Source organism: Streptomyces sp. NPDC031554 (assembly GCF_055580685.1).
Window position 1 is genome coordinate 128840 of record NZ_JBVIKX010000005.1, and the last position, 17528, is coordinate 146367.

Sequence of the window (17528 nt, forward strand, 5' to 3'; positions counted from 1 at the left end):
GCCGTGTTCCGTGTGTCAGCCGAGGCTCACGCCTTCGTGAGGTCCTCGACCTCCTCCTCCGGTTCGCGGCCGGGGGTGGTGAGGTTGAACCTGGTGATGGCGAAGCGGAAGACGACGTAGTAGATCGCCGCGAAGACCAGGCCGATCGGGATGATCAGCCACGGCTTGGTGGCCAGGTTCCAGTTGAGGAAGTAGTCGATCGCACCCGCCGAGAAGCTGAACCCGTGGTGGACGCCCAGACCCCACGTGACGGCCATCGACACGGCCGTCAGCACCGCGTGGATGACGTACAGCAGTGGCGCGATGAACATGAAGGCGAACTCGATCGGCTCGGTGATGCCGGTGACGAACGAGGTCAGCGCCAGCGAGACCATCATGCCGCCGACCGCCTTGCGGCGTTCCGGACGCGCGGTGTGCGTGATGGCGAGAGCGGCGGCGGGCAGCGCGAACATCATGATCGGGAAGAAGCCGGTCATGAACTGGCCCGCGGTCGGGTCACCGTGGAAGAAGCGCGGCAGGTCACCGTGCCAGACGGCACCGGAGGCGTCCTTGAAGGAGCCGATCTCCTGCCAGGCCACCGTGTTGACGAACTGGTGCATGCCCACCGGGAGCAGCGCGCGGTTGATCGCGCCGAAGATGCCCGCGCCGACCGCGCCGAGACCGGTCATCCACTCGCCGAAGTCGGTGATGACCTCGCCGACCGGCTCCCACACCAGCCCGAAGAAGACGCCCACGGCGGTGCCGATGAAGGCCATCAGGATCGGGACCAGGCGACGGCCGTTGAAGAAGCCCAGCCAGTCGGGGAGCTTGGTGCGGTGGAAGCGCTGCCAGGTGACCGCGGCTATCAGGCCCATGATGATGCCGCCGAAGACCTTGGGGTCGTTGTAGGTGGCGGCCACGTCCGCGCCCTCGGTCACCTTTGCGTCGGTGATCGGGAACGCGGTCAGGACGTTCTTGTAGACGAGGAAGCCCACGAGCGCGGCGAGGGCGGTCGAGCCGTCGGCCTTCTTGGCGAAGCCGATGGCGATACCGACGCAGAACAACAGCGGCAGGTTCGCGAAGACGGCGTCACCGGCGGTGGCGAACACGTCCGCGACCTTGCCCCAGCCCAGGCCGTCCTTGCCGAAGACGTCCGGCTGGCCGAGCCGCAGCAGGATGCCCGCCGCCGGCAGCACGGCGATGGGCAGCTGGAGGCTGCGGCCGACCTTCTGAAGGCCCTGGAACAGGCCTGATCCCCACTTCTTCGGGGGGGCCGCCGCTGGCGAGGTGGCGGTGCTCATAGACTTCCTCCATCGGTGGTGGTCTACACCACTCAGTGGTGTAGACCTGTTTCTAGCACGATGAAGGGGATATAAGGAACCCGTCAAAACTGCAACCGGAGCACTACGCACCGCACCGGCGCGGCACCGGCGTCACGCCGACCGCACTCCGACGTCGCACCGCCGCCGCACCCACCGGGACCCCCGGCGCGGCACGGCGAAGAGCCCCCTGCGCGGCACGGTGAAAGACCCCGGACCGGCACGGCGAAGAGCCCCCGGACCGGCGGTCCGAAGGCCCGGGCACCCACCCCCCGAGGCCCCTCTCAGGCCTTGGTGGTGTCCTCCCTCTCCTCCTCCGGCTCCCGCCCCGGCGTCTTCAGATCGAACCGGGTGATCGCGAAGCGGAAGATCACGTAGTAGACGAGGGCGAAGCCCAGGCCGATCGGGATGATCGCCCACGGCCGCGTCGCCAGATTCCAGTTGATGACGTAGTCGATCAGACCCGCCGAGAAACTGAAACCGTCGTGCACCCCCAGCCCCCACGTCACCGCCATCGACACACCCGTCAGCACCGCGTGGATCGCGTACAGCACCGGCGCCACGAACAGGAACGAGTACTCGATCGGCTCCGTGATGCCCGTCACGAACGACGTCAGCGCCACCGACAGCATCAGCCCCCCGACCTCCTTGCGACGGCCCGGCCGCGCGCAGTGCGTGATCGCCAGGGCCGCCGCCGGCAACGCGAACATCATGATCGGGAAGAAACCCGAGGTGAACTGCCCCGCGTCCGGGTCGCCCGCCAGGAACATGTTGATGTCACCGTGCACCGTCGTCCCGTCCGGCTTGGTGTACGAACCGAACTGGAACCAGATGGGCACGTTCAGGAACTGGTGCAGACCGATCACCAGCAACGCCCGGTTCGCCACCCCGAAGATGCCCGCACCCCAGGCGTCCAGACCGTCCAGCCAGTCGCTGAAGCTCTCCAGCGCGTCACCGATCGGCGGCCACACCCACAGGCACAACGCCGCGAAGGCGATCGCCACGAAGGACATGATGATCGGCACCAGCCGGCGCCCGTTGAAGAAGCCCAGCCAGTCCACCAGCCTCGTACGGTGGAAGCGCTGCCAGAAATAGGCCGCCAGCAGACCGATCACGATGCCGCCGAAGACCCCCGGATTCTGGTACGTGAACGCCACCACCGTGCCGTCCTCGATCCCCTGGCAGCCGATGCCCGGCACCGCCTTCAACCCCTCGCCGCAGTTCTCCGGGAACTGCCGCAGCACGTTGTAGTAGACGAGGAAGCCCGCCACCGCCGCCAGCGCCGTCGACCCGTCGGACTTCTTCGCCATCCCGATGGCCACCCCGACGCAGAACAGCAGCGGCAGGCCCAGCTGACCGTCGAGCAGGGCACCGCCCGCGCCCGCCATCACCTTCGACACGTCCGTCCAGCCCAGCCCGTCGGCCCCGAACACATCGGGCTGCCCCAGCCGGTTGAGGATGCCCGCGGCCGGCAGCACCGCGATCGGCAGCTGCAGACTGCGCCCCATCTTCTGCAGCCCCTGGAACAGGTTGTTCCAGCGGACCCGCCCGGAACCCGCCGCGGGACCGGCGCTCTCGGCACTCATGGTTTGGCGACCGCCTGTCAGGTGGTGTAGACCAGCTACGGACGATTCCGTGGCTGTGGCGTCATCCTTCGACACATCCGGCGCAATCGCTCGCAAAGATGGGCCAACTGTGGGTTACTGCGACAGGCGGTCCCGACCGGACCGCACCACGTCGACCAGGCAACCCGGGCACCCCAACGGCTCCAGGGACTTCAGGGAGAAGGACATGGCCAGCAAGGCTGAGAAGATCGTCGCCGGCCTCGGCGGCATCGACAACATCGAGGAGATCGAGGGCTGCATCACCCGACTCCGCACCGAGGTCTCCGACCCCTCGCTGGTCGACGAAGCCGCCCTGAAGGCCGCCGGCGCCCACGGCGTCGTCAAGATGGGCACCGCCATCCAGGTCGTCATCGGCACCGACGCCGACCCCGTCGCCGCGGAGATCGAAGACATGATGTGAGCCCCGCCGCTCACCCGAAGGGGCCCCTTCCGCACCCGCGGCAGGGGCCCCTTCCCCGTCCGCGACAGAGCCCCTTCCCCGCCTGCGCCACCAGCGCCCGCCCCACCTGCCGCTAGGCTCGACGCCATGTCTCGCATCGACGGCCGCACCCCCGAACAGCTCCGCCCCGTCACCATCGAACGCGGCTGGAGCAAGCACGCCGAAGGCTCCGTCCTCGTCTCCTTCGGCGACACCAAGGTCTTCTGCACCGCCTCCGTCACCGAAGGCGTCCCCCGCTGGCGCAAGGGCAGCGGCGAAGGCTGGGTCACCGCGGAGTACTCCATGCTCCCCCGCGCCACCAACACCCGCGGCGACCGCGAATCCGTCCGCGGCAGGATCGGCGGCCGCACCCACGAGATCTCCCGCCTCATCGGCCGCTCCCTGCGCGCCGTCATCGACTACAAGGCCCTCGGCGAGAACACCATCGTCCTCGACTGCGACGTCCTCCAGGCCGACGGCGGCACCCGCACCGCCGCCATCACCGGCGCCTACGTCGCCCTCGCCGACGCCGTCACCTGGGCCCAGGGACGCAAACTGATCAAGGCCGGCCGACAGCCCCTCACCGGCACCGTCTCCGCCGTCTCCGTCGGCATCGTCGGCGGCGTCCCCCTCCTCGACCTCTGCTACGAGGAGGACGTCCGGGCCGAGACCGACATGAACGTCGTCTGCACCGGCGACGGCCGCTTCGTCGAGGTCCAGGGCACCGCCGAGGCCCAGCCCTTCGCCCGCGACGAACTCAACTCCCTGCTGGACCTCGCCGTTTCGGGCTGCGCGGAATTGACCACCCTGCAGCGCACGGCACTTGATACCGTCCTGCAAAAGTAAAGAGCAGACCAAACAGGGCCGGACGCGCGGGCAACCCCGCCGTCCGTCCCCGCGTCTTGCGCAGTACGACGGCCCGCGCGGCCGTGCACGGGGCGGCCCGGACGACGGCCGGCCCGTACGGCCCGCGCACCGGGGCCGTACGCACGGCCCGCACCGGGGCCGTGCACGACGGGGGCCTCCCGGGGGGCCTGCACAAGGGGAGGAACACAGTCATGTCCCAGTCCGCCGGCCGTCACCGACACCGCCGCCTCACCGTCGCCGCCGCCACCGCGGCCGTCGCCCTGACCCTCGGACTCACGACCACCGGCTGCGACGCCGTGAACAAGGCACTCGACTGCGTCCAGACCGCCGACTCCATCGCCGACAGCGTCACCGACCTCCAGCAGGCCGTGGAGAGCGCCGCCGACGACCCCACGCAGACCCGGGAGTCCCTCACCTCCATCGAGGACAACCTCGACAAGATAGGTGACAAGACCGACGACGCCGACGTCGACAAGGCGGTCGACGACCTCCGCGAGGCCGTCACCAACGTCCGCACAGCCATCGAGAACGGCGACGACACCCCCGACCTCAGCCCCGTCACCGACGCGGCGGGCGAACTGACCAAGGTCTGCACCCCGTAGCACCCACGCGCGAACCGGCACACCGGCCGCCGGGACACCGGGCAGTCGGCACATCGGCCGGCGGGCACCGGGCAGTCGGCACACCGGGCGAGCCGGGACACCCGCCGGCGGCACACCGGCCAGCGGCACACCAGCCGGTGGAACATCGGCCGGCGGGGCACCGGTCAGCGGCACACCGGGCGAGCCGGGACATCCCGCGATCGGGACACCGGCCGGCCGGAACACCGGGCAGATCGGGATACTGGGCACATGACCCGCCTGATCCTCGCCACCCGCAACGCCGGAAAGATCACCGAACTCAGGTCGATCCTCGCCGACGCAGGTCTGCCCCACGACCTCGTCGGGGCGGACGCCTACCCAGACGTCCCCGACGTCAGGGAGACCGGCGTCACCTTCGCCGAGAACGCCCTCCTCAAGGCCCACGCCCTCGCCCGGGCCACCGGCCACCCCGCGATCGCCGACGACTCCGGCCTCTGCGTCGACGTCCTGGGCGGCGCCCCCGGCATCTTCTCGGCCCGCTGGGCCGGCGCCCACGGCGACGACAAGGCCAACCTCGACCTGCTCCTCGCCCAGCTCTCCGACATCGCCGACGGCCACCGGGGCGCCTACTTCGCCTGCGCGGCCGCCCTCGCCCTCCCCGACGGCACGGAACGCGTGGTCGAGGGCCGCCTGACGGGCGTGCTCCGCCACGCCCCCGCCGGCACGAACGGCTTCGGCTACGACCCGATCCTCGAGCCGGACGGCGAGACCCGCACCTGCGCGGAACTGACCCCCGCGGAGAAGAACGCCATCAGCCACCGGGGCAAGGCCTTCCGGGAACTGGTACCGGTGGTACGCGAGCTGCTGGGCTGAGGGCCCGGGCCGCGCACAACACAGAAGGGCTGCCCGACCGGGCAGCCCTTCTGTGTTGTGCGGCCGGTGGGACTCGAACCCACACGGGTGTGAACCCACTGGGACCTAAACCCAGCATGACTGCCAAATTCCATCACGGCCGCTCAAAAGCGGTCATCCTCGTTGACCGGCGGCCCTCAGTGTACGGGGATGCCCGGTCCCCCGGCGAGTGTGTTTCTGCTTTTCCGGCGGCACCACGTCTCCGTGAGCGAATGGCAGTTGGGGCACAGGTATCGCAGGTTCTCGCGGCGATTGTCCCCCCAGTTCCCGTTGACGTGGTCGATCTGCAAGGTGATCGGACGACCCCGCCACGCACCGGTGTTGCCGCACTCCGCACACGCGTAGGGCACCCCGACTTCCGTCAGGGCCCGGTGAAGCCGGTCCCTGTTCGTCCGACCGGCTTGCTCCGGCAGGACCACCAGCACCCGTGGTGCGATCGCCGGGCGTGCGGGGCGCTCGGGCCGTCCCCAGGACCGGCGCTCGAAGTGACCGGTGTCGAGGCCGAGGCGTGAGACCGCGCGCCGCACGCGCCGGTGGTTGGTGTCGTCGACGTCCATGCCGAGCCCGCGCATGACGTCGGCGTAGCTGGTGGACGTCTCCACCAGGCTGCGCAGTTCGTCCTCCGGAATCACGGTGCGACGGTGGGTGAAGTGACCGACGTCGATGCGCTCGGCGGTCAGCATGCGCCGCAGCGCGGCCCGGGACCGACCGTCGTCGGGAACGCCCAGCGCTCGTGCCGTGCCTCGTACGCTCGTGGCCTTCGCGGCGGCCGCCCGGAGTTCTTCCGGGGTGAAGGGCAGGTCCGGCTCCGCGCGGCCGATGCCGGGGAAGTGACCGATGTCGATGCCCGCCGCGTCGATGCGGCGCCGGATGTGGGAGAGGGTTCCCGTGGCCGGCGTCGCACCCAGCTTCAGCGCCACTTCGCGCAGTGAGGACGAGGAGGCGGCGGCTTCCTCGACGGCGGCGTCGGGATACTTCCGCCACGGGCTGCGCTTCACGAAGTGGCTGGTGTCGAGTCCGTGACGGGCCACGTGCTCCTGCAACACCCGACGTCGGCCGCCACTCGGCTCGAGACCGAGCCGCCGCATCAGGTCGGCCCAGTTCCGCGCCTCGGCGACCTCCGGCGCGAGCCGCTCCCTCGTGTACGTGTCGGCTCCCACCGAACCCCTTCCGTCCCCGACCGCCTGTTCGTGGTCTCGTACGGAGTAACGAAACGTTTGTCGGGTGGTCACGCGGGGAGAAGGGGAGCGGCCCGTTCCGGGGTTCCGGGGCGGGCCGCCGGGGGGGGGGAGGAGGGAGGGGGATCAGACGCCCAGGTCCTTGATGATCTTGGCTACGTGGCCGGTGGCCCGGACGTTGTAGAAGGCGTGGGCGACCTTGCCGTCCTCGTCGACGACGATCGTCGAGCGGATGACGCCCTGGTAGGTCTTGCCGTAGTTCTTCTTCTCGCCGAACGCCCCGTAGGCGTCGAGGGTCTTCTTCTCGGGGTCGGCCAGGAGGGTGACCTTGAGGGACTCCTTCTCGCGGAACCTGCCGAGCTTCTCGGGGGTGTCGGGGGAGATGCCGATGACGTCGTACCCGGCGCCGGCCAGGAGGTCGAGGTTGTCGGTGAAGTCGCAGGCCTGCTTCGTGCAGCCGGGGGTCAGGGCGGCCGGGTAGAAGTAGACGATGACCTTGCGGCCCTCGTGGTCCGACAGGGACACCTCGTGGCCGTCGGCGTCGGGGAGGGTGAAGGCGGGGGCCACGTCCCCGGGCTGGAGTCGCTCGCTCATCGGGCCAGCGTAACCGGGGGTCCTGACCGTGCGGGCGCGCGGGGAACTGACAGACTGTCCAGCACACGTAGGAAACGTCGGCTCACTTCGGAGGCCCCACCGTGGCGGACACGTCGGACACCAGAACCCCGGCGCAGATCGAGGCGGACATCAGGCGCCGCCGAGACGTGCTGGCCGAGACGCTCGACGAGATCGGGGTGCGGGTGCACCCGAAGACGATCGTCGGCGATGCCAAGGCGAAGGTAGCGGCCAACGTCGATCACACCCTCGGGAGGGCCTATGTGCAGGTCAACCGGGTGGTGAGCGATGTGCGGGCGCAGTTCGTGGACGAGGAGGGCGCGCCGCGCCTGGAGCGGGTGGTGCCGGTGGCCCTCGTGGTGGTCGGGGTCGTGGGGCTGCTCGCGTTCGGCACGCGGCGCCGCAAGGGCTGACCCGCGGGCGTCGCCGCCGGGCGGAGGCAGGTAGGTTCGTCGGCGTGAGCGGTGACAGAAGCGGGCAGAGCAGCCACGAAGACAAGCTCCCCATCCGGATGCTGCACGACCGGGTCCTGGTGCGCCAGGAGACCGGTGAGGGCGAGCGGCGTTCCGGTGGCGGGATCCTGATCCCGGCGACGGCGGCCGTGGGCCGTCGGCTGGCGTGGGCGGAGGTCGTGGCGGTGGGCCAGAACGTGCGGACCGTGGAGCCGGGCGACCGGGTGCTGTACGACCCGGAGGACCGGGCCGAGGTGGAGGTGCGGGGCGTCGCGTACGTGCTGATGCGCGAGCGGGATCTGCACGCGGTGGCCGCGGACCGGTTCGAGGGGTCGGAGGACTCGACGGGCCTGTATCTCTGACCTCCCCGACCCTTCCGGTCCTCCCACCCTTTCCGACCTCCCTGTCGTCTCTGATCCAGTGGCGAAAAGGGCTGGTGACCATGGTCACCAGCCCTTTTTCTCGATGCTGGGGTGTGCTTTCCTGGCCTGGAGGGACCCCGACGAGACGCGCCGTACCGGGATGGACCGAGGAAAAGACGACGCACCGTTGTTGTCGAGCGTTCGTTTCCCGGAGGTGCTGTCATGGCCTGGGTCCTGCTGGTCGTCGCCGGTCTGCTGGAGGTGGGCTGGTCGGTCGGGATGAAGTACACCGACGGGTTCACGCGACTGGTGCCGAGCCTGTTCACCGGTGCGGGGATCGTCGCCAGCATGCTGCTGCTGTCGTACGCCGCCCGTTCGCTGCCGATCGGGACCGCGTACGGCGTGTGGGTGGGGATCGGGGCGGCGGGGGCGGCGGTGTTCGGCATGGCCGTGCTGGGCGAGCCGGCGACCGCCGCCCGGATCTTCTTCGTGTGTCTGCTGCTGGTCGCGGTGGTGGGTCTGAAGGCGACCTCGGGACACTAGGGCCTGTGCGATGCCGGGATCACGCCGGTCGGAGTGTTGGCCCGGCGTTCAGCCGGCACGCCATCGCCCCGACCTGCGCGGCCGCTACGATGCGCCGGGGCCGCGCCCGGGGGGCGCGGACGTTCTGGAGGGGAATGCCCGTGCTCGTGTTGTCCGTCCTGCTGCTCATGGCCGCTGTGGTGCTCTTCGTCGTCGGCCGTGGCCGCGCCACCTCGGGCTGGAAGATCGGAGCGGCGCTCAGTGCCGTGGCGGGTGTGCTGGCAGGCGCTTTCGCCTGTGTGAACGTCGTGAGTGCCTACGAGGTGGGCGTGCCGGTGACCTTCGGCAAGGTCGGTGAGCCGGTGGGCTCGGGTATCCACTTCACGTCACCGTTCACCGACGTCATGACCTTCTCCACGCGTCCGGTGGACCTCGACCTCCATGACAAGGACGTGGTCGAGGTCCGCTCCTCGCAGGGCGGTGTGCTGTACGTGGACGTCACGATCAAGTGGGCCGTGGTGCCGGCCAAGGCGGTCGAGCTCTACCGGCTGGCGGGCAGCGAGGAAACCGTCGAGGAGCGTCTGGTGCTGCCGGACAGCCGCGAGATCATCCGCAACGTCTTCGCGAAGCACACCAGCGAGGAGGGTTACGCCTCCGCCCGCGAGCAGATCGGCGTGGAGATCGCCGACCTCGTCAAGAAGCGCCTGGCGCCACGCGGGATCGACATCACCACCGTCAACCTGCGCAACGTGAAGCCGTCGGAGAAGCTGCAGGAGCAGATCGACAAGAAGATCCAGCAGGAGCAGGCCACCGAGCGGGCCACCGAGGCGGCGCGGACGGCCAAGGCGGAGGCGGAGCGCAAGAGGATCGAGGCGGAGGGCACCGCCGCCGCCAACAAGATCATCGAGAGGTCGCTGAGCGACAAGGTTCTGTACAACCAGTGCCTGGAGGCGTACAAGGACGCCGCGAAGGCCCACCCCGTGTACGCGGTGCCGTGCGGTACCGGCTCGGGCGGCACGCCTGTCATCGTCGACAACAGCGGCGACTGAGGGCGCCGGCAGGCGATGCCGGGAGAGGGGCGGGCGGCCGGGTGGGACGCCGCCCGCACCCGTCACGAACCGGCGGGACCCCGCGGGACCCCGCGCGCCGTCGTTCGGCGGGTACGACTGCGCCGCGGCCGGGCCCCCGCACCACGACGCTGCCGGGGTGATCGTCGGCAAGGACGTCATGGAGGCTCTCGGGGAAGCCGCCGCCGAGCGGGGACGGGCCCGGCGAGGAGGGACGTCGGGGCGGGACGGGACGTCGGGGCGGGACGGGACGCGCGCGACGGCGGACGGGCCCGGGCGGGCCGGAGGCCGACGCGCCCGCCCTCGCCGCCGGATCCACTCGACCGGCAGCCGTTCGCCGTGGACGGCCGGCCGGGCATGACGGCGGGACACGAAGACCTCCGGTGCGGTGCGGTCCTGGACGGCCCCGCCACACCGGAGGTCTTCGTCTTCGGGCGACCCGGGCGCCAGGTGTCGACAACGCTCGTGATCGATCCGTCCGGGGCCTGCCGTGTCCGGCGGGCCCCGGGTGGTCACTCCTCGACCGGGCGGCGGTTCGCGAGCTGGGGGAAGGCTCCGCCCAGGGTGCCGGTGGTGCCGTCCGAGGTGCTGCCGTCGGTGGTCGAGCCGGTGGAGGCGTCTCCGCCGGTGCCGCCGCCGGTGCTGTTGCCGGTGGTGCCGCCCGTGACGGGCGTGCCGCCGGTGGAGGTGTTCCCGGTGGTGCCTCCGTCGGTGGTGCCGCCGGTGGTGGGGGTGCCGCCGGTCGTCGTGCCGCCGGTGCTGCCGCCCGTGGTGCCGCCGGTGCGGCCCGGGGGCGTTCCGGGGGTCCGGGTGTTCTGGCCGCCGGTGGAGCCGTCCGTCTCGTCACCCGTGCTCGGCTCGCCCGTGGAGGGCTCGGAGGAGGAGGGGGCGGCGGTTTCCGCGGAGCCCTCCTGAACCCGGAGGGTGAAGTCCTTGACGGGGGTGCCCTTGAGGGCGTTCCTGGTGAACTGGGCCCAGATCTGGGTGGGTGCGCCGCCGCCGTTGATGCGGGGCAGGCCCAGGGCGCCGTAGAGCGGCTTGTGGGCGGCGGTGACGGGGTCCTGGCCCATGACGGCGACGACGGTGGCGAGGTCGGGGGTGTAGCCGGCGAACCAGGCGGCGGTGTCCTTCTCGGCGGTGCCGGTCTTGCCGGCGGCGGGGCGGCCGGCGGCGAGCGCCGCGGTGGCGGTGCCGTTCTGGACGACGCCGCGCAGCACCGAGGTGGTGGTGTCGGCGGCTTCGCGGCTGATGACCTGGGAGGTCTTGCGCTCGGGGAGGTCGAGGACGTCGACGCCGTTGCGGGTGACCTTGTCGATGAGGGTGTACGTGCCGTGCCGGCCGTGGTTGGCGAGGGTGGCGTAGGCCTCGGCCATGTCGAGGACGCTGGCGGTGGCCGTGCCGAGGGCGATCGACGGGTAGGGGTTGAGGTCGGGGGTGTCGCCGGGCAGGCCGAGGTCGACGGCGGTCTGCTTGACCTTCTCGGGGCCGACGTCGACGGCCATCTGCGCGTACACGGAGTTCACGGACTTGTCGGTGGCGGTACGGACGTCGATGTCGCCGTAGTTGACGTAGTCCTCGTTCTCGGGGGCGTAGGTGCTGCCGCTCCAGCCCTGCACGGGGCGCTTGTTGGTGCCGTCGTAGAGGGTGCCCGGGGTGATGCGGCGGCGGTCCTGGGTCTCGGACTCGTTCTCGATGGCCGAGGTGAGGACGAAGGGCTTGAAGGTGGAGCCGACCTGGAAGTCCCGGCGGGTTGCGTTGTTGGTGTACTGCTTGACGTAGTCGACGCCGCCGTAGAGGGCGAGGACGTTGCCGGTCCTGGGGTCGACCGCGGCGCCGCCGGCGCGGACGTAGGTGTCGGCCTTGCGGTTCTTCGGGTCGAGCTTGTCCATCAGCTGGTCGTCGACGGCCTTGACGAAGGCGTTCTGCTTCTTCTTGTCCAGGGTGGTGGTGATGCGGTAGCCGCCGGCCTCGAGTTCCTCGCTGGTGGCGATCTTGTTGGTGCGCAGGTAGTCCTTGATGGCGGTGACGAGGTAGCCGCGCTGGCCGGACATGCCGTTGTCGGCGCCGGAGGTCTCCTTGGGGCTGGGGAAGGTCAGTCCGGTGCGGTCGGCCTCGCTGAGCCAGCCCTTGGTGACCATGCCGTCGAGCACGTAGTTCCAGCGGGCCTCGGCGGCCTTGCGGTTCTCGGGGTGGGCGATGACGTCGTACTCGCTGGGCGCGTTGACCAGGGCGGCGAGGTAGGCGCCCTGGGCGGGGGTGAGGGCCGCGGCCTCGACGCCGTAGTAGGCCTTGGCGGCGGCCTGCATGCCGTAGGCGTTGCGGCCGAAGTAGCTGGTGTTGAGGTAGCCCTCGAGGATGTCGTCCTTGGAGGTCTCGCGGTCCAGCTTGATGGCGATGAAGAACTCCTTCACCTTGCGGGTGACGGTCTGTTCCTGGGCGAGGTAGTAGTTCTTCACGTACTGCTGGGTGATCGTGGAGCCGGACTGCTTGCCCTTGCCGAGGGCGGTGTTCCAGCCGGCCCGGAGCATCGCCTTGGGGTCGATGGCGGACTCGGTGTAGAAGTCGCGGTCCTCGGCGGCCAGGACGGCGTGCTGGGCGGCCTTGGAGATCTGGGAGAGCTCGACGTTCTCGCGGTTGACGGTGCCGTCGCGGGCGATCTCGGTGCCGTCGGCGTAGAGGTAGACGTTGCTCTGTTTGGTGGCGAGGGCGTTGGCCGAGGGGATCTTCACCATGGAGTAGCCGAGGAAGAACAGGCCCACGAGGACGAGGGCGCACAGGACGAAGGTGCCCAGGACCATGCGCCAGGTGGGGAAGAGGCGGCGCCAGCCGGTGCGCTTGGGCCGCTTCGGGCGCTTGGGCCCGGCGCCGTCGGCGGGGCTCGCCGTGCTCGCCGTGCCGGGGGCGCCGGGCGTCTCGGGAGTGCCGGCCGCCGCGGAGGAGGCGGTCGCCCCGGGTGCGTGGGCCGGGCCGACGCGGGCCGGCCCGGGGGTGTGCGCCGCCTTGGGCCGGTGGTCCGCGTCGCCGGTCCGGCCCGCCCCGGGGACACCGGCCGCACCGGGGGTGCGGGCCGTGCCGGGGACACCGGCCGCCCCGGGGGCACCGGCCGCCCCGGGGGCACCGGCCGTTCCGGGGGTGCCGGTCGCTCCGGGCGTGCGGGCCGTCCGGGAGGCGGGGGCCGCTCCGGGGCCGCGTACGGCCCGCAGCTGCCGTGTCACCTCCGGCCCCCGCGCGTCCTCGGCCTCGCGCGCCGCCCCGGTCTCCCGTGCCGCTCCGGTCTCCGGCTTCGCCTTGGTCTCCCGCGTCGCCTCGGCTTCGCGGCCTGCCCCGGTTTCGCGGCCTGCCCCGGCTTTCCGTGCGTTTCCGGCTTCGCGTCCTGCCCCGGCTTCGCGTCCTGCCCCGGCTTCCCGTGCCGCTCCGGTTTCCCGTGCCGCTCCGGCTCCGTGCGCGGCTCCTGCCGTGCGCGCCGCCTGGGCCTTGCGCGCCGCTCCGGCCTTGCGTACCGCCTCCGCCTTGCGCGCCGCCTCGGCTTCGCGCGTGGCCTCGGCCTCGCGGCGCGCCGCTCCGGTCTCGCGTGCCGTCCCGGTCTCGCGTGTGCCCTCGGTCTTCCGGGCCGGCCGGGGTTCTCGTGTGCCTCCGGTCTCGCGTGCCGTCCGGGGTTCTCGTGCGTCCCCGGTCTCGCGTGTCGCCTCGGGTGTACCGGCAGCCTCGGGTGTGTCGGCCGCCTCGGGTGCGCCGGTCGCCCGGTCCTCGGTCGGCTGCTTCGGCTGCGGCTCGTCGCTCATGTGTTGCTCGGACTCCTGATTCGCCTCGTACGTGGCCGTACGTGTCGTACGCGTTCTGCGCCCCCTGTTGAAGACTCTCGCACCCTGCGTTCCGTTCCCGGCAATCGGCGCGTGTTGTGCCGCACGTGCCGCGCGCCGCACACGCCGGAGGGGCGCCCGGAAATTGCGTGGCGCGTGCGGGAGCCCGCCCACTAGGCTCCTGCGCTTCGCCGCCGTGGCGGGACGTGCGCGGGATCGCCGCGGGTGAGGAGGGCTGGTGCCGTGGGTCCGGTGCGCTTGTACGCGGCCGTGGCGGCGGGGAGTTTCCGAAGGTACGCGACCTACCGTGCGGCGACGGCGGCGGGGGTGTTCACCAACACGGTCTTCGGCCTGATCCTCGTCTACACCTATCTCGCGCTGTGGGACGAGCGGCCGCAGTTGGGGGGCTACGACCAGGCGCAGGCGGTGACGTACGTGTGGCTGGGGCAGGCGCTGTTCGCGACGCTCGCGATGCAGGGCGGCGGCTTCGAGGCGGAGTTGACGGAACGCATCCGCACGGGCGCGGTGGTGATCGACCTGTACCGTCCGGCCGATCTGCAGATGTGGTGGCTGGCGGCCGACCTGGGGCGCTCGCTGTTCCAGTTGCTGGGCCGGGGGGTGGTCCCCTTCGTGTTCGGGGCGCTGCTCTTCCCGACGGCGCTGCCCGGCGACCCCCTGGTGTGGCTGCGGTTCCTGGTGGCCCTGCTGCTGGCGATGGTGGTGAGCTTCGGCATCCGGTTCCTGGTGGCGCTGAGCGGTTTCTGGCTGCTGGACGGCACGGGGGCGCTCCAGATGCTGGTGGTGACGGGGATGTTCTGCACGGGCATGGCGCTGCCGCTGAACGCCTTCCCGGAGCCGCTGGGACAGATCGTGCGGGCGCTGCCGTGGTCGGCGATGCTCCAGAGGCCGGCGGACCTGCTGATGGGGGAGGCCGGGGCGTGGGGGACGTACGCCTTCCAGGCGGGGTGGGCGGTGGTGCTGCTGGCGCTGGGGCGGGCGGTGCAGGCGGCGGCGACGCGGCGGGTGGTGGTCCAGGGTGGATGAGGCGCGGCCGGTGGACGGAGCGCGGCCGACGGAGCGGGCGCGGCCGGTGGACGAGGCACGGCCGGTGGACGAGGCGCGGCCGACGGGACAGGCGCGGTCGGTGGGCGGGGCGTGGCCGGTGGGCGGGGCGTGGCCGGTGGGCGGGGCCGGGCGGGTGCGGGAGGGGCTGCGGGCGTACCGGCTGATCGCGGGGATGTGGATCCGGTCGACGACGGCCTACCCGCTGTCGTTCGCGATGACGCTGCTGAGCGGCCTGCTGGTGACGGGGCTGGATTTCGTCGCGATCCTGCTGATGTTCTCGCGGATCGACGCGCTCGGCGGCTACTCGCTGCCGGAGGTGGCCCTCCTGTACGGCCTGTCCGCGACCTCGTTCGGGATCGCGGACCTGGCGATCGGCTCGGCGGGCCGGCTGGGCTCGCGGGTGCGCGACGGCACGCTCGACACGCTGCTGGTGCGTCCGGCGCCGGTGCTGGCGCAGGTGGCGGCGGACCGGTTCGCGCTGCGCCGGCTCTCCCGGATCGCGCAGGGGGTGCTGGTGCTGGGCTACGCGCTGACGGCGGTGGACGTCGACTGGACGGCGGCCAGGGTGGCGCTGGTGCCGGTGACGCTGGTCAGCGGTGCGGCGGTCTTCGGCGCGGTGCTGGTGGCGGGGGCGGCGTTCCAGTTCGTGGCGCAGGACGCGGCGGAGGTGCAGAGCGCCTTCACGTACGGCGGCCAGACGCTGCTCCAGTACCCGCCGACGGTGTTCGGGCGGGAGCTGGTGCGGGCGGTGACGTTCGTGTTCCCGCTGGCCTTCGTGAACTGGGTGCCGGCGGCGTACGTGCTGGGGCGGCCGTACCCGCTGGACCTGCCGCGGTGGACGGCCTGCGCCCCGCCGCTGGTGGCGGCGGCCTGCTGCGCGGCGGCGGGGCTGGCCTGGCGGGCGGGACTGAGGTCGTACCGGAGCACGGGAAGCTAGGGGAGGTCGTGGTGGAGGCGTTCATCGAACTCGACGGCGTGGAGAAGGTGTTCGACGTGCGCAGGCGCACCGGTCTCCTGCGGCGCGAGCGGCGGCGGGTGCGGGCGGTGGACGGGCTGTCGTTCACCGTGGCGCGCGGCGAGATCGTCGGGTACATCGGGCCGAACGGCGCCGGGAAGTCGACGACGATCAAGATGCTGACGGGCGTCCTCACCCCGAGCGGCGGCCGGCTGCGGGTGGCGGGCGTCGACCCGGCCCGGGAGCGGACCCGGCTCGCGCACCGCATCGGGGTGGTGTTCGGGCAGCGGACCTCGCTGTGGTGGGACCTTCCGCTGATCGACTCCTACCGGCTCGCGCACCGCATGTACCGCGTCCCGGACGCCCGTTACCGGGAGAACCTCGACCGGCTCGTCGAACTCCTCGACCTGGAGTCCCTGTTGGAGGTGCCGGTGCGGCAGCTCTCGCTCGGCCAGCGGATGCGCGGCGACATCGCGGCGGCGCTGCTGCACGACCCCGAGGTCCTCTACCTCGACGAGCCGACGATCGGCCTCGACGTCGTGTCCAAGGCGCGGGTGCGGGAGTTCCTGGGCGAGCTGAACGCCGCGCGCGGCACGACGGTCCTGCTCACCACCCACGACCTCCAGGACATCGAGCGGCTGTGCTCCCGCGTGATGGTCATCGACCACGGGCGCATGATGTACGACGGTCCGCTCGCGGGGCTGCACGAGGCGGGGGAGAGCGAGCGGACCCTGGTGGTGGACCTGGAGCGGGAACTCCCGCCCATCGACGCGGGGCCCGCGGCGCGGGTCGTGCGGGTGGAGGGGCCGCGCCAGTGGCTGGCCTTCCCGGCGTCGGTGTCGGCGGCCCCGCTGGTGGCGCGGATCGCGGCCGCGTACCCGCTGGTGGACCTGTCGGTGCGGGAGCCGGACATCGAGGCGGTGATCGGCCGCATGTACGCGGACCGGGAGACCGTGGTGCCGGGTGCGGGGAACTCGTAGGCTGCCGTGCATGACCGACGACGCAGTCCCGGACCTCCGTGCCTCCGACGCCGACCGCGAGCGCGTCGCCGAGGTCCTGCGGGACGCCCTCGCCGAGGGCCGGCTCGACATGGCGGAGTTCGAGGAGCGGCTGGACGCGACGTACCGGGCGCGGACCTACGGTGAGCTGACGCCGCTCACGCGCGACCTGCCGGCGGCCGGCGTCGCGGTGCCGCCCGCCGTGTCGCTGCGCAAGCCCGAGGAGCGGGGCGAGGGGGAGTGGGCGGGGCGGGTCACGGGCGGCGAGGGGTCGTCCGCGTGGGCCGTGGCCGTCATGTCCGGCTTCCAGCGCAAGGGCCGGTGGACGGTGCCCCGGCGGTTCACCGCCTTCACCTTCTGGGGCGGCGGCGAGCTCGACCTGCGCGAGGCGGACTTCGCGGCCGGGGAGGTCGTGATCAACTGCGTCGCCGTCATGGGCGGGCTGAACGTCGTGGTGCCGCCCGGCGTCGAGGTCGTGGTGCGGGGCATCGGGATCATGGGCGGCTTCGACCACCGGGAGGAGGGGGTGCCGGGCGCGCCGGGCGCCCCGCGGGTGGTGATCACCGGGTTCGCCTTCTGGGGCGGGGTCGGCGTCGAACGCAAGCCCCGTCGCGCCCGCGGGGAGCGGGAGCCGCGCCGGGGCCGGGACGGCCGGCGCCACCTGGAGCACTGAGGCACCCGGCCCGCGCCGCGCCTCCGTCGGCCCGCGCCGCGCCTCCGTCGGCCCGCGCCGCGCCTCCGTCGGCCCGCGCCGCGCCTCCGTCGGCCCGCGCCGTATCTCCGCCGCCCCGACCTCGCCCCGGCGCCGACCCCGCA

General features: G+C 71.9%; 17 protein-coding genes, 1 tRNA gene and 1 riboswitch. Of the genes, 12 read left to right on the forward strand and 6 right to left on the reverse strand.

Annotated elements, in window-relative coordinates; all coding sequences use genetic code 11:
• Nucleotides 1–26: 26 nt before the first annotated feature.
• Together ACZ5FU_RS15320 and ACZ5FU_RS15325 are read right to left on the reverse strand one after the other, a co-directional pair.
• Nucleotides 27–1280, reverse strand: coding sequence for a PTS transporter subunit EIIC (locus tag ACZ5FU_RS15320; protein ID WP_451529004.1), 1254 nt, complete (start codon nucleotides 1278–1280; stop codon nucleotides 27–29).
• A 302-nt stretch (nucleotides 1281–1582) separates the two neighbouring features.
• Nucleotides 1583–2884 carry a PTS transporter subunit EIIC gene (locus tag ACZ5FU_RS15325; RefSeq protein ID WP_451529005.1) on the reverse strand — a complete coding sequence of 434 codons (1302 nt, stop codon included), beginning with the start codon at nucleotides 2882–2884 and terminating at the stop codon, nucleotides 1583–1585.
• Nucleotides 2885–3089: 205 nt separating this feature from the next.
• Between ACZ5FU_RS15325 and ACZ5FU_RS15330 the strand changes: the two genes are divergently transcribed.
• The 4 genes from ACZ5FU_RS15330 to rdgB all read left to right on the forward strand — a co-directional run bounded on the left by ACZ5FU_RS15330 (nucleotide 3090) and on the right by rdgB (nucleotide 5662).
• On the forward strand, nucleotides 3090–3323 hold the full coding sequence (locus ACZ5FU_RS15330; RefSeq protein WP_451529006.1) for a PTS sugar transporter subunit IIB: 234 nt from the start codon (nucleotides 3090–3092) through the stop codon (nucleotides 3321–3323).
• Nucleotides 3324–3449: 126 nt separating this feature from the next.
• Nucleotides 3450–4187, forward strand: coding sequence for a ribonuclease PH (gene rph, locus ACZ5FU_RS15335; RefSeq protein ID WP_451529007.1), 738 nt, complete (start codon nucleotides 3450–3452; stop codon nucleotides 4185–4187).
• 212 nt (nucleotides 4188–4399) lie between these two features.
• Nucleotides 4400–4810 (forward strand): hypothetical protein, encoded by a 411-nt coding sequence (locus tag ACZ5FU_RS15340; protein ID WP_451529008.1) that lies wholly within the window; start codon nucleotides 4400–4402, stop codon nucleotides 4808–4810.
• Nucleotides 4811–5059: 249 nt separating this feature from the next.
• Nucleotides 5060–5662 carry an RdgB/HAM1 family non-canonical purine NTP pyrophosphatase gene (rdgB, locus tag ACZ5FU_RS15345; protein ID WP_451529009.1) on the forward strand — a complete coding sequence of 201 codons (603 nt, stop codon included), beginning with the start codon at nucleotides 5060–5062 and terminating at the stop codon, nucleotides 5660–5662.
• 58 nt (nucleotides 5663–5720) lie between these two features.
• On the opposite strand, the gene ACZ5FU_RS15350 is transcribed toward rdgB, so the two are convergent.
• From ACZ5FU_RS15350 to bcp, 3 genes are all read right to left on the reverse strand, one after another.
• Nucleotides 5721–5805: transfer RNA gene (locus ACZ5FU_RS15350), tRNA-Leu, on the reverse strand.
• Between the two features lie 33 nt (nucleotides 5806–5838).
• Complete coding sequence (locus ACZ5FU_RS15355) at nucleotides 5839–6861, reverse strand: HNH endonuclease signature motif containing protein (protein ID WP_469045433.1); 1023 nt, start codon at nucleotides 6859–6861, stop codon at nucleotides 5839–5841.
• 144 nt (nucleotides 6862–7005) lie between these two features.
• Nucleotides 7006–7473 (reverse strand): thioredoxin-dependent thiol peroxidase, encoded by a 468-nt coding sequence (gene bcp / locus ACZ5FU_RS15360; protein WP_451529011.1) that lies wholly within the window; start codon nucleotides 7471–7473, stop codon nucleotides 7006–7008.
• A gap of 101 nt (nucleotides 7474–7574) precedes the next feature.
• Between bcp and ACZ5FU_RS15365 the strand changes: the two genes are divergently transcribed.
• From ACZ5FU_RS15365 to ACZ5FU_RS15380, 4 genes are all read left to right on the forward strand, one after another.
• Complete coding sequence (locus ACZ5FU_RS15365) at nucleotides 7575–7904, forward strand: DUF3618 domain-containing protein (RefSeq protein WP_451529012.1); 330 nt, start codon at nucleotides 7575–7577, stop codon at nucleotides 7902–7904.
• Nucleotides 7905–8002: 98 nt separating this feature from the next.
• Nucleotides 8003–8305: a GroES family chaperonin gene (locus ACZ5FU_RS15370; RefSeq protein WP_236052880.1), complete on the forward strand. Its 303-nt coding sequence runs from the start codon at nucleotides 8003–8005 to the stop codon at nucleotides 8303–8305.
• Between the two features lie 114 nt (nucleotides 8306–8419).
• Nucleotides 8420–8491, forward strand: a riboswitch (guanidine-III (ykkC-III) riboswitch).
• Between the two features lie 36 nt (nucleotides 8492–8527).
• On the forward strand, nucleotides 8528–8848 hold the full coding sequence (locus tag ACZ5FU_RS15375) for a DMT family transporter (RefSeq protein WP_392241527.1): 321 nt from the start codon (nucleotides 8528–8530) through the stop codon (nucleotides 8846–8848).
• Nucleotides 8849–8988: 140 nt separating this feature from the next.
• On the forward strand, nucleotides 8989–9876 hold the full coding sequence (locus ACZ5FU_RS15380; RefSeq protein ID WP_451776126.1) for a prohibitin family protein: 888 nt from the start codon (nucleotides 8989–8991) through the stop codon (nucleotides 9874–9876).
• A gap of 530 nt (nucleotides 9877–10406) precedes the next feature.
• Here the strand turns inward: ACZ5FU_RS15380 and ACZ5FU_RS15385 are convergent.
• Nucleotides 10407–13109: a transglycosylase domain-containing protein gene (locus ACZ5FU_RS15385; protein WP_469045434.1), complete on the reverse strand. Its 2703-nt coding sequence runs from the start codon at nucleotides 13107–13109 to the stop codon at nucleotides 10407–10409.
• Nucleotides 13110–13937: 828 nt separating this feature from the next.
• Here ACZ5FU_RS15385 and ACZ5FU_RS15390 point away from each other — a divergent pair.
• The 4 genes from ACZ5FU_RS15390 (at nucleotide 13938) to ACZ5FU_RS15405 (ending at nucleotide 17385) form a co-directional block, all read left to right on the forward strand.
• Complete coding sequence (locus ACZ5FU_RS15390; protein WP_451529015.1) at nucleotides 13938–14738, forward strand: ABC transporter permease; 801 nt, start codon at nucleotides 13938–13940, stop codon at nucleotides 14736–14738.
• Nucleotides 14739–14838: 100 nt separating this feature from the next.
• Nucleotides 14839–15696: an ABC transporter permease gene (locus tag ACZ5FU_RS15395; RefSeq protein WP_469045511.1), complete on the forward strand. Its 858-nt coding sequence runs from the start codon at nucleotides 14839–14841 to the stop codon at nucleotides 15694–15696.
• Between the two features lie 8 nt (nucleotides 15697–15704).
• Nucleotides 15705–16694, forward strand: a complete 990-nt coding sequence (locus ACZ5FU_RS15400; RefSeq protein WP_451529016.1) for an ABC transporter ATP-binding protein — start codon at nucleotides 15705–15707, stop codon at nucleotides 16692–16694.
• Between the two features lie 10 nt (nucleotides 16695–16704).
• Entirely contained in the window at nucleotides 16705–17385 is a 681-nt protein-coding gene (locus ACZ5FU_RS15405) for a DUF1707 SHOCT-like domain-containing protein (RefSeq protein ID WP_451776121.1), read from the forward strand.
• The last annotated feature ends 143 nt before the right edge of the window (nucleotides 17386–17528 follow it).